The 14,036-nt window shown below is 67.2% G+C and carries 17 protein-coding genes; 11 read left to right on the top strand and 6 right to left on the bottom strand.

The window, feature by feature from the left end; translation table 11 throughout:
- Window positions 1-55 precede the first annotated feature (55 nt).
- The 6 genes from CFE35_RS20275 to CFE35_RS20300 all read left to right on the top strand — a co-directional run bounded on the left by CFE35_RS20275 (window position 56) and on the right by CFE35_RS20300 (window position 4,169).
- Entirely contained in the window at window positions 56-1,513 is a 1,458-nt protein-coding gene (locus CFE35_RS20275) for a leucyl aminopeptidase (RefSeq protein ID WP_292933423.1), read from the top strand.
- Window positions 1,513-1,680 carry a DUF2256 domain-containing protein gene (locus CFE35_RS20280; protein ID WP_292933425.1) on the top strand — a complete coding sequence of 56 codons (168 nt, stop codon included), beginning with the start codon at window positions 1,513-1,515 and terminating at the stop codon, window positions 1,678-1,680. The genes CFE35_RS20275 and CFE35_RS20280 overlap by 1 nt, the downstream gene beginning before the upstream one ends.
- The gene (locus tag CFE35_RS20285) at window positions 1,677-2,909 is read left to right on the top strand and encodes a Xaa-Pro peptidase family protein (RefSeq protein WP_292933427.1); all 1,233 of its coding nucleotides are present in this window, start codon (window positions 1,677-1,679) and stop codon (window positions 2,907-2,909) included. The genes CFE35_RS20280 and CFE35_RS20285 overlap by 4 nt, the downstream gene beginning before the upstream one ends.
- Before the next feature lie 2 nt (window positions 2,910-2,911).
- Complete coding sequence (locus CFE35_RS20290; protein WP_292933429.1) at window positions 2,912-3,346, top strand: DNA polymerase III subunit chi; 435 nt, start codon at window positions 2,912-2,914, stop codon at window positions 3,344-3,346.
- Window positions 3,347-3,430: 84 nt separating this feature from the next.
- On the top strand, window positions 3,431-3,853 hold the full coding sequence (gene ndk / locus CFE35_RS20295; protein ID WP_292933431.1) for a nucleoside-diphosphate kinase: 423 nt from the start codon (window positions 3,431-3,433) through the stop codon (window positions 3,851-3,853).
- Between the two features lie 76 nt (window positions 3,854-3,929).
- The gene (locus tag CFE35_RS20300) at window positions 3,930-4,169 is read left to right on the top strand and encodes a hypothetical protein (protein ID WP_292933433.1); all 240 of its coding nucleotides are present in this window, start codon (window positions 3,930-3,932) and stop codon (window positions 4,167-4,169) included.
- Here CFE35_RS20300 and CFE35_RS20305 read toward each other — a convergent pair.
- Genes CFE35_RS20305 through purM form a run of 3 tightly spaced genes read right to left on the bottom strand, consistent with a single transcriptional unit; the run spans window position 4,166 to window position 7,362 of the window.
- Window positions 4,166-5,290, bottom strand: coding sequence for an MFS transporter (locus CFE35_RS20305; RefSeq protein WP_292933435.1), 1,125 nt, complete (start codon window positions 5,288-5,290; stop codon window positions 4,166-4,168). The genes CFE35_RS20300 and CFE35_RS20305 overlap by 4 nt on opposite strands.
- A gap of 28 nt (window positions 5,291-5,318) precedes the next feature.
- Window positions 5,319-6,263 carry a phosphoribosylglycinamide formyltransferase gene (gene purN / locus CFE35_RS20310; protein ID WP_292933437.1) on the bottom strand — a complete coding sequence of 315 codons (945 nt, stop codon included), beginning with the start codon at window positions 6,261-6,263 and terminating at the stop codon, window positions 5,319-5,321.
- Window positions 6,256-7,362, bottom strand: coding sequence for a phosphoribosylformylglycinamidine cyclo-ligase (purM, locus tag CFE35_RS20315; protein ID WP_292933439.1), 1,107 nt, complete (start codon window positions 7,360-7,362; stop codon window positions 6,256-6,258). The genes purN and purM overlap by 8 nt, the downstream gene beginning before the upstream one ends.
- A gap of 137 nt (window positions 7,363-7,499) precedes the next feature.
- Between purM and CFE35_RS20320 the strand changes: the two genes are divergently transcribed.
- From CFE35_RS20320 to CFE35_RS20340, 5 genes are read left to right on the top strand one after another with little or no spacing between them, the layout of a single operon-like run.
- Entirely contained in the window at window positions 7,500-8,747 is a 1,248-nt protein-coding gene (locus CFE35_RS20320) for a heavy-metal-associated domain-containing protein (protein WP_292933441.1), read from the top strand.
- Between the two features lie 7 nt (window positions 8,748-8,754).
- Window positions 8,755-9,381 (top strand): DnaA/Hda family protein, encoded by a 627-nt coding sequence (locus CFE35_RS20325; protein ID WP_292933442.1) that lies wholly within the window; start codon window positions 8,755-8,757, stop codon window positions 9,379-9,381.
- A gap of 41 nt (window positions 9,382-9,422) precedes the next feature.
- Window positions 9,423-10,136, top strand: coding sequence for a serine O-acetyltransferase EpsC (epsC, locus tag CFE35_RS20330; RefSeq protein WP_292933444.1), 714 nt, complete (start codon window positions 9,423-9,425; stop codon window positions 10,134-10,136).
- A gap of 17 nt (window positions 10,137-10,153) precedes the next feature.
- A complete protein-coding gene (locus CFE35_RS20335; protein ID WP_292933492.1) occupies window positions 10,154-10,510 on the top strand; it encodes a DUF2794 domain-containing protein in 357 nt (118 codons plus the stop codon).
- Window positions 10,507-10,821, top strand: a complete 315-nt coding sequence (locus CFE35_RS20340; RefSeq protein WP_292933446.1) for a hypothetical protein — start codon at window positions 10,507-10,509, stop codon at window positions 10,819-10,821. Before CFE35_RS20335 ends, CFE35_RS20340 begins: the two co-directional genes overlap by 4 nt.
- A 26-nt stretch (window positions 10,822-10,847) precedes the next feature.
- On the opposite strand, the gene CFE35_RS20345 is transcribed toward CFE35_RS20340, so the two are convergent.
- The 3 genes from CFE35_RS20345 to CFE35_RS20355 form a co-directional block, all read right to left on the bottom strand.
- The gene (locus CFE35_RS20345) at window positions 10,848-11,756 is read right to left on the bottom strand and encodes an SDR family NAD(P)-dependent oxidoreductase (RefSeq protein WP_292933448.1); all 909 of its coding nucleotides are present in this window, start codon (window positions 11,754-11,756) and stop codon (window positions 10,848-10,850) included.
- An 81-nt stretch (window positions 11,757-11,837) separates the two neighbouring features.
- Window positions 11,838-12,941 carry a branched-chain amino acid aminotransferase gene (locus tag CFE35_RS20350; RefSeq protein ID WP_292933450.1) on the bottom strand — a complete coding sequence of 368 codons (1,104 nt, stop codon included), beginning with the start codon at window positions 12,939-12,941 and terminating at the stop codon, window positions 11,838-11,840.
- 462 nt (window positions 12,942-13,403) lie between these two features.
- On the bottom strand, window positions 13,404-14,018 hold the full coding sequence (locus tag CFE35_RS20355; protein WP_292933451.1) for a hypothetical protein: 615 nt from the start codon (window positions 14,016-14,018) through the stop codon (window positions 13,404-13,406).
- Window positions 14,019-14,036: the final 18 nt, after the last annotated feature.

A 14,036-nucleotide genomic window follows, 5' to 3' on the forward strand; every position in this document is an offset into this window, starting at 1 on the left:
GCCTAGGGCGCGCCGAAGCCTTCGGGGTGTGCCCTTTTTCCGGCAGGAGCCTTTCATGATCATTGCATTCGCCGCCGCCGATACGGCCCTTCCCCGCCTTGTTGCCAAGCTGGTGGTGCAGGACGGGCTCCCCGCCGATGCGGGCGCGCTGGTGCAGGCGGCTGCGGCTGCGGCGCGCTTTACCGGCAAGGCCGGGCAGCTGTTTGATGTGCTGGTGCCTGCGGGCGATGGCACCGCACGGCTGGCCTTTGCCGGGATCGGCGAGCCGGGCGCAGCCGGGCGCAAGTCCGCGCTGGAACGGGCAGGCGGCGGGATCACCGCGAAATACCTCACCTCGGGCGAGACCGAGCTGGCCATCGACTTTGCCGGGAGCGGGCTTACGGCTGAGGAAGCGACCGCCGTGCTGCTGGCGGGGCGGCTGCGGGCGTGGCGGCATGATGTGTATCGGACCAAGCTGAGCGACGAGCAGAAGCCTTCGCTGGCGAAGATCGTGGCAGTGGGCGCGCCCGATGGCACCGACGAGCTTTGGGAAACCGAAGCCGCGATCGCCGAAGGCGTGGAGTTCACCCGCGAACTGGTGACCGAACCGGCTAACGTGATCTATCCGGCCAGCTTCGTGGAGCGCTGCAAGGCGCGGCTGGAAGGCACCGGCATCGAGATCGTGGTTCTGGGCCTTGAAGAAATGACCGCGCTCGGCATGGGCGCGCTGCTGGGCGTGGCGCAGGGTTCGGTGCGCGAGCCCAAGATTCTCGCCATGCGCTGGAAGGGCAAGGCGGGCGCGCGGCCGACGGCGTTCGTGGGCAAGGGCGTGACCTTCGATACCGGCGGCATCTCGATCAAGCCGGCTGGCGGCATGGAAGACATGAAGTGGGACATGGGCGGCGCGGGCGCAGTTGCGGGCACGATGCTCGCGCTGGCGCGGCGCAAGGCGCAGGCCGACGTGATCGGCGTGTGCGGGCTCGTTGAGAACATGCCCGACGGCAATGCGCAGCGTCCGGGTGATGTCGTCACTTCGATGTCGGGCCAGACCATCGAAGTGATCAACACCGATGCCGAAGGGCGGCTGGTGCTGTGCGATGCGGTCACGTGGGTGCAGAAGGAATACAACCCGGCCACGATCATCGATCTCGCCACGCTGACCGGCGCGATCATCATTTCGCTGGGGCATGAACATGCAGGCATGTTCAGCAATAACGACCTGCTCGCAGGCCAGCTCGATGCGGCGGGCAAGGCGAGCGGCGACACGCTGTGGCGCTTCCCGATTGGCCCGGCCTACGACAAGCTGATCGACAGCCCGATTGCCGACATGAAGAACGTTGGCCCGCGCTATGGCGGTTCGATCACGGCGGCGCAGTTCATCCAGCGCTTCGTCGACAAGGGCGTGGCCTGGGCGCACCTTGATATCGCGGGGACGGTGTGGGTCGACAAGCCCGGCGCGACGCATGACAAGGGCGCGACCGGCTTTGGCGTGCGGCTGCTCGATCGCTACGTGCGCGACGTGCTGGAAAGCTGATGCCCAAGATGCGCCGCAAGGCGGACTTGCCGAGCAAGCTCTGCGCCGCCTGCGGCCTGCCGTTCACGTGGCGCAAGAAATGGGAGCGCGATTGGGACAACGTGAAGTTCTGCTCGGATCGCTGCCGCGGCGGCAAGGGCCAGAAACCTCTGAAGGGTGCGGCATGAACGGCGGGCTTTCCCGGCGCAGGATGCTGGCAGGGGCGGGCGGCCTGGCGGCGCTTTCGGCCTTGCCGCTCTCGCCGCTGCGCGCGGCACCCGCTCGCCTCGCCGATGCGGCGGTGCCGATCACCCCCGCCGAGCGCATGGCGCGGATCGCCAAAGTGCAGGGGCTGATGGCCGAGCAGGGCGTGGCCGCGCTGCTGGTGGAGAGCGGCAGCAGCCTGACCTACTTTACCGGAGTGCGCTGGTCGCGTTCGGAGCGGATTACGGCGGCGGTGATTCCGGCAAGCGGCCAACCGATCATCGTGACCCCGTTCTTCGAGGCGCCTTCGGTGCAGGAAACGCTGGCGGTTCCGGCGGAACTGCGGACCTGGCACGAGGACGCCAGCCCTTTCGCGCTGATTGCCGATGCGCTGAAGGGCCGCACCGGCCCGGTGGCGGTGGAGCAGACGACGCGGGCGTTCATCACCGAAGGTCTGGCGCGCGAGGGCAAGTTCGCGGTCGTTTCGGGCGCGGGGCTGGTGGGTGCCTGCCGCCAGATCAAATCGCCTGCCGAACTGGCGCTGATGCGGATCGCCAATGCGGTGACTCTGGCGGCGCTGCGCGAGGCGCGCGGCGCGGTGCAGAAGGGGATGAGCGCAGCGGACATCGGCGAACTGGTGGGCGCGGCGACCACGCGGATGGGGGCCGAGCATGATTTCGCGCTGGTGCTGCTGAATGAGGCGAGCGCCTATCCGCATGGCTCCAAGACGCCGCAAGTGGTGCGCGAGGGTTCGGTAGTGCTGATGGACTGCGGCTGCGTGGTTGAGGACTACCAGTCCGACATTTCGCGCACCTTCGTGTTCGGCGAGCCGAGCGCGCGGCAGCGCAAGGTGTGGGACACGGTGCGGCGCGGGCAGGGCATGGTGTTTGGCGCGGCCAAGGTGGGCACGCCGGTCAGCGCGCTCGATGCGGCGGTGCGGCGGTTCTATGAACGCGAGGGCTGGGGACCGGGCTTCGCGCTGCCGGGGCTTTCGCACCGCGCGGGGCACGGGATCGGGATGGATGGGCACGAAAGTCCCTACCTTGTCGGCAGTGATTCCACGCCGCTCGCGCCGGGCATGTGTTTTTCGAACGAGCCGGGGCTCTATATTCCGGGCGAATTCGGGATGCGACTGGAGGACTGCTGGGTGATGACCGCGGCTGGCCCGCAGAGCTTCACGCCGCTCGCGCGTTCGCTCGACGATCCGATCTGAACGTGCGCGTCGACTTCTATCAGCTTTCGCGCGATCCGGCGGAACTGGTGCTGCCGCGCCTTGCGCAAGGCACGCTGGGCGCGGGCGAGCGGTTACTGGTGGTCTCAGAAGACGCCGCGCAGCTGGGCCGGATCAGCGAGGCGCTGTGGACGCGCATTCCCGAAAGCTTCCTCGCCCACGGCATGGCGGGCGGCGAGCACGATGCGCGCCAACCGATCCTGCTTTCGCATGAGGCAGCGCCCGCCAACGGCGCGCGCTATCTGGCGCTGGCGGATGGGGTGTGGCGCGAGTTTGAGGACGCGGCGCGCGTGTTTCTGCTGTTTCCGCCCGAGCGGATCGACGATGCCCGCGCGACCTGGCGGATGCTGGGCAAGCGCGAGGGGGCGGAGCGCAAATACTGGCGGCAGGAAGGCGGCAAGTGGCTTGAGGGGCCCTAACCGCCCTCAACCTTGCAGTGCAGCACAAACCCCGCTAGGGGCGCGGCCAGCAAAACACCCCCCAAACATCGCAAGGAACATCCCATGGCGGTTACCCGCACCTTTTCGATCATCAAGCCCGATGCCACGCGCCGCAACCTGACCGGCGCGGTCACCAAGATGCTCGAGGAAGCCGGCCTGCGCGTCGTCGCTTCGAAGCGCATCCACATGAGCCGCGAGCAGGCCGAGGGCTTTTACGCCGTCCACCGCGAGCGTCCGTTCTTCAACGATCTGGTTGAATTCATGATTTCCGGCCCTGTCGTGGTGCAGGTGCTCGAAGGCGAGAACGCCATGCAGCGCAACCGTGACATCATGGGCGCGACCAACCCCGCCAATGCCGAGCCGGGCACGATCCGCAAGGAACTGGCCGAGTCGATCGAGGCGAACTCGGTCCACGGTTCGGATTCGGACGAGAACGCGGCGATCGAGATCGCCTATTTCTTCAAGCCGGAAGAAATCGTCGGCTGATCCTGCCCTTGGCAGTTGCTATAGCAGGGGCCGTCGGAGCGATCCGGCGGCCTTTTGCGTTTGAGGGTGATACACGATGATGGGAATGGGGGACGGTTCCTGCCCGTTCGAATTCAACTTCGATCCGGCCACGTTCAAGGTGGGCGATATGGTGAGCTACCGCGTGACGGGCAGCCTTGAAGGGATGCCGTTCGTGGGCACCTTGCTCGAAGTGCATGAGGACCACGTGGTGATCTCGCCCGGCGAGAGCGAACCCGATGCGCGCTATCGCGGCACGCGCGAGGATCGGCCGGTGGTGGAGATCAGCGAGATTTAGGCGCTTAGCGCGCGGCGTGCGTACCAGCGGTCGAGCATCAGGGCCATTGTCGCAATGGCTATGAGGCCGAGCAGGATCGGCAGGCGGAAGCTGGCCCCGCCCGCCAGCATGGCCGCCGCGATCAGGCAGGCGGCGGCGCAGCCGAGGTCCCAGCCGCCTTCGGTCGCCATCGAGAAGCGCAGCACGCAGGGGCTCTGCCGTGCCATCGCATAGAGCGGGGCAAGCATGGCGGTGCTGGTCATCGGCACGACGAGTGCGCCCAATGCAGTGGCGATCACGGCGAGGAGGGGATGCGCGAACGCCGCGCCCTTGAGCGCGAGGGCCAGCGCGGCGGCGCCATAGGCGATTCCCAGCGAATGGCGCGGGTGGCCGCCATCGATCAGCCGGCCCATGGCAAGGCTGCCCGCCGCAGCGGCGATCCCGGCAAAGGCGATGGCCCCGCCGAACGCATCGAAGTGCTGCCCCAGCGAAGCGAACAGCGCGAGGTTCCAGATCACCACGCCGCAGCCGGAGTGGAACCCTTCCCCCAGATAGAGCCGCCGGGCATGGGCCGCGACCGCAGGATCAAGCGCGGCGTCCGCGTCCACCACCGGGTTGGGCGCGCCGAGCAGCGGGAGCGCGGTCGCTAGTTGCAGCGCGGCGATGGCGAGAAACGCGGCGAGCGGCCCGGCATGGGCCAGCAGCAGCCCGCCGCTGACTGGCGCGAGGATGCCGACGACGGCGCTCGTCGCCTGCTGGATGCTGACCTGCCGCCCGCCTTTGCCGGTTTCGGTGAGCGCGGGCATGAAGGCGTGCCACGCCGTCCAGTAGAGCACGCTGCCCAGACCGCTGACGGCGAGGAACAGCACGAGCAGCGGGCCGACGCTGGTGACGAAGGGAAGCAGCGCGAAGCTCAGCGCGCGGATCACGACGCCGATCAGCAGCGTACCCTTCAGCCCCGTGCGAAGCGCCAGCGGCAGGACCAGCGGGCGCAAGCCAAAGCGCGAAAGCACGATGAGGGCGAAGCTGGCGAGCGCGGCGGGATAGGAAAAGCCCCGCGTCACGAGGAACCCGGCGACGAAGATGCCGCCGCTGGCCTCTACAAACGATTGCAGGCCTGAGTGAACATATACGCGCTGCAAGGGTGTGATCGCAATGGCGGGCATGGGATCAGAATTCCATCATCGCCGCGAGCTTGCGCGGCGCTACGGCTTGCCACGAGCGGCGCAGCCATTCGCCGATATCGTCCCAGTCGACATCGCCGAGGTCAAGACGAATAGCTATCCACCCATCGCCGAAATAGACGGGCCGGAAGAAGCGTTCCGGATCGCTTTCGATGAGCTGTTCCTGCTCGTCGACGCCGCTGATCTTGACGAGGAGCGCGGTTTTCCCGTCCGCGTGATGATCGGCCCTGACCCACGCGAACTTCTTGCCCTTCACGATGCCGAAGCAGGCCATGCCGTGGCTGAGGCTTTCCTCAGCTTCGGGAAGCGCCATGGCGCGGGCGCGGACCTGCTGGGTGAGCCAGGCGGGATCGGCTTCGCGCGTCACCAGTTCGGCAAGGCAGCGTGCATAGAGTTGGTGCTCGGCGAAGAGGACACGCGCGGCGAGGGTATCGGCCGTATCGCCGGGGAGGATCGCGACGGGGATCTGGCCGAGGACCGGGCCTTCATCGAGATCGGCGGTGACGAGGTGGACGGTGCAGCCTGCATGGCTGTCGCCCGCCGCGATGGCGCGCTCGTGGGTGTGTAGGCCGGTGTATTTCGGCAGGAGCGAGGGGTGGATATTGACCATCCGCCCCTCCCAGCGCCCCACGAACTCGGGGCTGAGGATGCGCATGTAGCCCGCCAGCGCGATCCACCCTGCGCCGTGGCGGCGGACCTCGGCTTCCATCGCCGCATCATGCTCGGCGCGGGGCACGCCCTTGTGCGGGAGCACGAAGGTGGGCACGCCCTCTGCCGCCGCCAGCTTCAGGCCGCCCGCTTCGGGGTTGTTGGACAGCACGAGGACGATCTCGAACGGGCAGGCGGCGAGGCGGCTCGCGTAAAGCAGTGCGGCCATGTTGGTGCCGCTGCCCGAGATGAAGACGGCGACTTTGGCGCGTGCTTCAGCCAATGTGGACCGCTTCCCACGCATCGCGCGCGGACCACGCTTCCTCGCTGCCGAAGACGGTGCAGCCCTTTTCGCCCGCCACGATCTCGCCCACGGTGAAGGCGGTTTCGCCAGCGGCGGTGAGATCGGCGATGAGGGGCCCGGCTTCATCGGCGGCGACGGCGAGGATCATGCCCACGCCGCAGTTGAAGGTACGGGCCATTTCCTCGGGCTCGATCTGGCCCTGCGCTTGCAGGAAGGCCATCAGGCGCGGCTGCTCCCATGCGTCCGCATCGATGCGCGCGTGGAGCCCCTTCGGCAGCACGCGGGGCACGTTTTCGAGAAGGCCGCCGCCGGTGATGTGGGCGAGCGCGTGAATCCGTCCCGAACGGATGAACGGCAGCAGGCTCTTCACATAGATGCGCGTCGGCTCGATCAGGTGGTCGATCAGCAGGCGCTCATTATCAAACAGGGCGGGGCGATCGAGCTTCCAGCCCTTGTCTGTCGCAAGGCGGCGGACGAGCGAATAGCCGTTGGAATGGACGCCGGAGGAGGCGAGGCCGATCAGCACGTCTCCGGCCGCGACGCGGTTGCCGTTGAGCTGTTCGCCGCGCTCCACCGCGCCGACGCAGAAGCCCGCAAGGTCATAGTCACCCGGAGCATACATGCCGGGCATTTCGGCGGTTTCGCCACCGATCAGCGCGCAGCCGGCCATGCGGCAGCCTTCGGCAATGCCCGCCACGACTCGCTCGGCAACGCCGGTATCGAGTTTGCCCGTGGCAAAATAATCGAGGAAGAACAAAGGCTCTGCGCCCTGCACGATCAGATCGTTGACGCACATGGCGACCAGATCGATGCCGATGGCATCGTGCCGATCATGGTCGATCGCAAGCTTGACCTTGGTGCCGACACCATCGTTGCCCGCAACCAGCAGCGGGTCCTTGTAGCCCGCCGCCTTGAGATCGAAAAACGCGCCAAAACCGCCGAGTTCGGCGTCTGCGCCGGGGCGTGCGGTCATCCGCGCGAGGGGACCGATGGCCTTTACCAGCGCATTGCCGGCAGCGATGTCTACCCCCGCCTTGGCGTAGGAGTAGGACTGCTCTGCTTTATCGTTCGAAGACATGCGCAGCCGCCTAGCGCTTTCCTGCTTGGATTTCCACTTGCCTTTGGGCAAAAGCGCAGCCAGCCGAAGACCAGCGCATGCCCGCGTCCGCAGATGGAGTTCCCTTGGCCGCCTTGCGCCTCACATTGCCCGGATCGATGGCCAGGCCAGACCTGTCTCGCAAAGCGCGCCTTGCGCTGCTGGCGGGCCTCGGGCTGCTGCTCGTGGGCGCAGGCGCGGCGATCTATGCGCAAATCGAGGGTGATCGTGGGATCGCGCCGATTGCCAGCAACGGCGATTACGAAGTGACCGGGATCGAAGTGAACGTGACCGGCAAGACCGCCGAGGACGCGCGCGCCAATGGCTGGAAGCAGGCGCAGCGGCTGGCGTGGGAAAAGCTGTGGAAGTCCAACGGCCTTGGCGGCGGGAGCGCGCCGGGGCTGGATGATGGCACCATCGAAGGCATGGTTTCCGCCGTGGTGGTGGGGCAGGAGCAGATCGGGCCGCACCGCTATATCGCAACGCTGGGCGTGATCTTCGACCGCACGCGGACCAGCGGCTACCTTGGCATGCAGGGCCAGATTGCCCGTTCGGCGCCGCTGCTGGTGATTCCGGTGCTCACGCAAGGCGGGGTGACGGCGGTGTTCGAAACGCGCACGCCCTGGCAGAAGGCGTGGGCCGAGTTTCGCACCGGCGCGAGCGTGATCGATTATGTGCGCCCGAACGGGGCCGGGGCGGATTCGCTGCTGCTGACCGCCGGGCAAGTGAGCCGTCGCAGCCGCAACTGGTGGCGGCTGGTGCTCGATTCGTTTGGCGCTGCAGATGTGATCATGCCGATGGCCAAGCTGGAACGGCTGTGGCCGGGCGGCCCGGTGCGCGGCACGTTCACCGCGCGGCGCGGGCCGGACAACCAGTTCATCGGCAGTTTCGAACTGACCGCGCCCAGCGAGGACAAGCTGCCTGCGATGCTGGCCGAGGCGATCACGAAGCTTGATGCGCTCTATGCCGGGGCGTTGGCGGCGGGGCAGCTCGCGCCCGATCCTTCGCTTTCGATGCGGCCCGATCTCGATCCGGCGCTGGTGGAAAGCATCGTCGCCAAGCTGGGGCCTGCTCCGGCGGCGACGGCGGCGGCTGGCCCCGATGCGGCTGCGACCACGGCGGCCGTGCCGACGACGGTGGTGACGGTGCAGTTCGTGACGCCTGATGGCGCGGCGGTCGATGCGGCGCTTGGCGCGCTGCGGCGGGTGGACGGCGTGAAGGAAGCGGCAACCACCAGCCTTGCCATCGGCGGGACTTCAGTGATGCGCGTGACCTTTGCTGGCGAGATCGACGCGCTGGCCGCGGCCCTGCGCGCGCAGGGCTGGCGCGTGACCCAAGGGGCCGGTGCGCTCAGCATCCGCAAGTAGCTGCCGCATGAGCCAGATTGCCTTGCCCCTCGTCACGGCGACCAGTGCCGAGACGGTGCTGACCGGACCGAGCCTTGAACCCGTGCTGGTGCTGTTGGCAGGCGCAGCGGACTGGCCATTTCGCGCTGCCGTGCTGGCCGGGCCGCCGCGTTCGGGCAAGAGCCTGCTGGCGCGGTGGTTTGCCGCAAGCGGGCTGGGCGATGCGCTGGATGATGCCGATAGCCTGCCCGAAGACGCGGTGTTTCACCGCTGGAACCGCGCGCAGGCCGATGGACGGCCGCTGCTGATCGTGGCGAACCGCGCGCCGGGGACATGGGCGGTGGCGCTGCCCGATCTGGCCTCGCGGCTGGGCGCGGCGCTGATGATCGAGATTGCCGCGCCGGACGATGACTTGCTGCGCGCGCTGGTGGAGACCCACGCGGCGCGGCGCGGGCTGGCGCTGGGCGAGGCGGTGCTGGGCTATATCCTGCCCCGGCTGGAGCGCAGCCATGCGGCGGCCGAGGCGCTGGTCGAAACAATTGATCGCCTGTCCCTTGAGCGCAAGGCCGCCGTCACCATATCCCTTGCGCGGGATGCGCTGGCCGAGCGGGTACATGGGGTGCCCGAAGCCGAACGGCAGCCCCGGCTTTTATAGGCCCGCTTGCTTTGAGGGGCCAAAAGGGGGTATCTGCACGCATGTTTGCTAGCCTCACCACCTATCTGGACTCGATCCGTGCGCGCGATCCCGCGCCGCGTTCGCGCTGGGAAATCCTGCTTTATCCGGGGCTTCATGCGGTGGGTTTTCATCGCGTTGCGCACTGGCTGTTCGTGCGGCGGATGTTCTTCCTCGCGCGGTTCGTGAACCATCTGGCGCGGTTCTTTACCGGCATCGACATTCACCCCGGCGCGACGATCGGGCGGCACCTGTTTATCGACCACGGCTTTACCGTGATCGGTGAGACGGCCGAGATCGGCAACAATGTAACGATCTATCAGTGCGTTACCCTGGGCGGCACGAACCCGGCCAATGGCGTGCCGGGCAAGCGGCACCCGACGCTGAGCGACAATGCGATCATCGGTTCGGGTGCACAGATTCTGGGTCCGATCACCGTTGGGCCGCGGGCGCGTGTGGGCGCCAATGCCGTGGTAACTGAAGACGTGCCCGAAGGCGCGACGATGGTAGGCCTCAAGGCGCGCTCCACGCTGGTGCCGGTCGAAACCTGGCTCAAGGACTTCATTCCCTATGGCACGCCCTGCAAGGAGCCGTGCGAGCCCACCGGCGGGACGCGAGTCGACGAACTGGAGGCTGAAGTTGCGCTGCTCAAGGCGCAAGTCGCAGCGCTCTTGGAGCGGCAGGGCGAACCTGCTGAGCCGGGGCGCGGCGGGCCGCAGCGCAGGAGCCGCAGCTGAGCGTGATCGGCAGCGATTTGGGCGGGGCGGGCAGCCCCACGGTTCTGACGTTTCCAAACCAGCGCGGCGAGCCGCAGGTCGGGTTTGACCGGGCGGAGCTGCAGCGCATTCTCGATCTCTATGGCCGCATGGTCGCTGCTGGCGAATGGCGCGATTATGCGATGAGCTTCGGCAAGGATGCCGCGCACTTTGCCGCGTTCCGGCGCACGGCGGAGCGCCCCACCGCGCGCATTGAAAAACGCCCAGCCTTGCGCGCGAAGCAGGGCATGTGGACGCTGTTTGGCGAAGCGGGGCAAGTGCTGAAGCGCGGGCACGAGCTGGCCGGAGTGCTTGCCGTAATGGAGCGCAAGCTGCTGAAGATCGTCGAGGATTGAGAAGCGCGCTGGCGCTGGCGGCGTTGCTGGCGCTGGGCGCCTGCGATGCTGCTCCCGCTCCTCGCAGCAAGCCGGATCAGGGCTCTGCGCTGCTGCGCGTCGTCTACCGCGATGCCGATGCCGACATGGTGCTGATGGTGCCTGAAAAAGGCAGCCGCAAGGCCGTGCCCAAGGCTGTCGAACGCGATTGCGCAGCGCCGCTGCTCATCGATGGGCGCACCAAGGCAGTGCGCGTTCTGGACGAAGCCGAAGTGCAGGCGCGGCTGAAGACGATGCAACTGGCGGGGGCGACGCGCGGCGCCTGTCCTTGACCTAACATGCCCCCGCCCGTGATCGATCAGCGTTTCATCGCTGCCTGAAGCTGCACCAGAATCGCCTGGCTCTGTTCCGCGCCCGATTGGGGCACGAAATCGCCGGTGCGGTCCGAGATCTGGTCCCAGTGCGCGGCGAAGCCTTCGACTGTCCGCTCTTCGGGGGGCAACAGCACGCCCTTGTTCATCGTTACCCACGCCGAGTGATAGGCCCCTGCGCCCGCGCCGACGATGGCGTTGCTGGGCGCATCGTCAGAGACGAGGAAGAGCGCGGCAGGTGCGACGTTTTCGGGGCCGAACAGCTTGAAAGCTTCCTCGGGGAAGATGTCCTCGGTCATGCGCGTGGCGGCCACGGGCACCAGCGTGTTGACCTTGATGTTGTTCTTTGCGCCTTCAAGGTAGAGCGTCTTGGTCAGGCCCGCGAGGCCGAGCTTGGCCGCACCGTAGTTGGCCTGGCCGAAATTGCCGAACAGGCCAGTGGACGAAGCGGTCATCAGGATGCGGCCGTAGTTCTGCTCGCGCATCGTGTCCCAGCAGGCCTTGGTGGCGAAAGCGGAACCGATGAGGTGGACCTTCACGACCATCTCGAAGTCCGCCGGGTCCATCTTGGTGAAGCTCTTGTCGCGCAGGATGCCGGCGTTGTTGATGAGGATGTGGACACCGCCCCACTTTTCCTTCGCGCGTGCGACCATCTCGGCCATCTGCTCGAATTCGGTCACCGAGCCGCCGTTCGACATCGCTTCGCCGCCAGCGGCCTGGATTTCCTCTACGACCTTGAGCGCGGCATCAGAATGGCCCGTGCCATCGCGCGCGCCGCCGAGATCGTTGACGACGACCTTGGCGCCGCGGCGGCCGAGTTCGAGGGCATATTCACGGCCGATCCCGCCGCCTGCGCCCGTGACGATGGCGACCTTGTCCTTGAACGAAATGCTCATGGCATACCTCTCCCACGCGCCCTAACTGGGCGATTAAGGGAAGGGCGATGGCACGGCGCAAACGCCTTGGCAACAGCAGGATCAGCCGATGCGGTGGACCCAGCCGTGGGGGTCTGCCGCTTCGCCGCGCTGGATCGAGACGAGGCGCTGGCGCAGCTTTTGCGTGAGCTGGCCGGGGCCGCCGCTGCCGATCACGAAGCTGTCCGCCGCGCTCGTCACCTTGCCGACCGGCGTGACCACGGCAGCGGTTCCGCAGGCGAAGGTTTCGGTGAGCGCGCCCGAGGTGGCATCGGCCTGCCACTGCTCCAGCGAATAGCGTTCCTCGCGCACGGTGAGGCCTTCTTCCCGTGCCAGCTTGATCAGGCTTTCGCGGGTGATGCCGGGCAGGATCGTGCCGCCCAGCGGCGGCGTGATGATCGAGCCATCGGCCATCACGAAAAACAGGTTCATGCCGCCCAGTTCCTCGATCCACTTGCGCTCCACAGCATCGAGGAACAGCACCTGATCGTGCCCGCGCGAAAAGGCTTCTGCGGTGGGGACGAGGCTGGCGGCATAGTTGCCGCCGCACTTGGCCGCGCCCGTGCCGCCGGGGGCCGCGCGGCTATAGTCGCTCACCCAGAGCGAGACGGCGGGCGCGCCGGACTTGAAATAGTTGCCGGCCGGGCTGGCGATGACGAGGAAACGGTACTGCTTCGACGGGCGCACACCGAGGAACGCCTCGGTCGCGAACAGGAAGGGGCGCAGATAGAGCGAGCCGCCTTCGACCGTCGGGAACCAGTCCTTGTCGGCGCGGACGAGCTGCTCGACCGCTGCCACGAGCAGGCCATCGGGCAGCGCAGGCATGGCCAGCCGTTCAGCCGAGGCGTTGAAGCGCGCGGCGTTCGCCTCAGGACGGAACAGGGCAATACCGCCATCGGCGAGGCGGTAAGCCTTCAGCCCTTCGAAGATTTCCTGCGCATAGTGGAGCACGGCGGCGGCGGGATCGAGCGCGATAGGGCCATATGGCAGCACTTCGGCGCTGTGCCAGCCCTTGCCCTCTTCATAAGTGACGGAGACCATGTGGTCTGAAAAGGCGGTGCCGAAGCCCGGATTGGCGAGGATTTGCGCGCGCACGTCTGCCGCGATGGGCGAGGGATGGGGCAGGTGCGTGAAGGAAAACGGGGCAGCGGTTGCGGGCGTCGCCATCGGGCGGTCCTTTGGGAATGGTTAAGCGTCAGGGCGCGCCGTGAACGATTGTTGCGCAAATGGCAAGCGGTTTGCAACAAATGTGAAGGGCCGCTTCCGGCAATCGGAAGCGGCCCTTCGCATGGTCAGCGGCCGGAAGTGCCGCCCACGGATGCCTTTATCGCTTGAACAAACTATCGATAATGCTCCGCGATGCGCAATGCCGACCCCTCTGCTGAACCATGAGACATCGGATCACCTCCTTTCGCGCTGTTGAGCCAAAGTGCCGCCTTGCCGATCCCAAGGACATTCGACCCCAGTGGCATCGGTGTGCGGCTCGGCCGGAGGGTTGCAGCCCTGTACCGACCTTGAGGCGGAATGTGATTCATCCCGGGGCCAAGAACAAGACTTGCATTGAATTTTTTTGCGGTCAGGATTGGAGCTTCGCGCTGGGGTGGTGGATAAGTCCCGCAAGCTTCCTGCTCAGCGGCAATCCTCGATCACGCGGCCCAGTTCCGACCACGCGGGCAGGACCAGCGTCTGCGCGCCGCCCATCTCGACCATGAAGCGCCCGCGGCTGAAGGCCATGGCATCGAGCAGCGGATCGCGGACGTTGAACGTGATCTCGAAGGGAATCGCGGCGTTCCGCACCGTGCCCGCATCGCCCACGGGCGCGGCGGTCAGGCGGCGGACGGCGGCGCTGGTGGTGATCGTGGCGGGCACTTGGGCCGAACCGAACCCGGCGCGCTGGAGCACGATGGCCGGGCGGGTGCGATCGCAGCGCAGCACGATGAGCGATCCCGCGCCGGGCTGGCCGAAGCGCACCGCGCTGCCGGTGGCTTCCGCGCCATAAGTCCACTGGCCCGGCGTCTGCGGCAGATCGCGCCAGTTGGCGGTGTCGGGAAGCGCGGCAGATGCGGGGAGGGGCGGCGGCGGGGCGGTGCGCGGCGGCACTGGAAGAGGCGCAGGCCGGGGAGCCGGTGCAGCGGTGCCGCGCGGGGCCGGTGAGGGCTGCGGGGGTGAGCCGGTGCAGCCAGCAACAACGAGCAGCGGGGCAATCAGCAGAACGCAGCACAGGCCTGGGAGGTTGATCTTCATGCCCCGGGTATGGAAGAG

It is taken from the genome of Novosphingobium sp. PASSN1, from assembly GCF_002278815.1.

Coding starts and splice junctions, on each gene's coding strand:
- CFE35_RS20275 (WP_292933423.1), top strand. CDS start 56: ATGATCATTGCATTCGCCGCCGCCGATACGGCCCTTCCCCGCCTTGTT.
- CFE35_RS20350 (WP_292933450.1), bottom strand. CDS start 12,941: ATGGCGACGCCCGCAACCGCTGCCCCGTTTTCCTTCACGCACCTGCCC.
- CFE35_RS20285 (WP_292933427.1), top strand. CDS start 1,677: ATGAACGGCGGGCTTTCCCGGCGCAGGATGCTGGCAGGGGCGGGCGGC.
- ndk (WP_292933431.1), top strand. CDS start 3,431: ATGGCGGTTACCCGCACCTTTTCGATCATCAAGCCCGATGCCACGCGC.
- CFE35_RS20280 (WP_292933425.1), top strand. CDS start 1,513: ATGCCCAAGATGCGCCGCAAGGCGGACTTGCCGAGCAAGCTCTGCGCC.
- CFE35_RS20300 (WP_292933433.1), top strand. CDS start 3,930: ATGATGGGAATGGGGGACGGTTCCTGCCCGTTCGAATTCAACTTCGAT.
- CFE35_RS20325 (WP_292933442.1), top strand. CDS start 8,755: ATGAGCCAGATTGCCTTGCCCCTCGTCACGGCGACCAGTGCCGAGACG.
- CFE35_RS20355 (WP_292933451.1), bottom strand. CDS start 14,018: ATGAAGATCAACCTCCCAGGCCTGTGCTGCGTTCTGCTGATTGCCCCG.
- epsC (WP_292933444.1), top strand. CDS start 9,423: ATGTTTGCTAGCCTCACCACCTATCTGGACTCGATCCGTGCGCGCGAT.
- purM (WP_292933439.1), bottom strand. CDS start 7,362: ATGTCTTCGAACGATAAAGCAGAGCAGTCCTACTCCTACGCCAAGGCG.
- CFE35_RS20320 (WP_292933441.1), top strand. CDS start 7,500: ATGGCCAGGCCAGACCTGTCTCGCAAAGCGCGCCTTGCGCTGCTGGCG.
- CFE35_RS20345 (WP_292933448.1), bottom strand. CDS start 11,756: ATGAGCATTTCGTTCAAGGACAAGGTCGCCATCGTCACGGGCGCAGGC.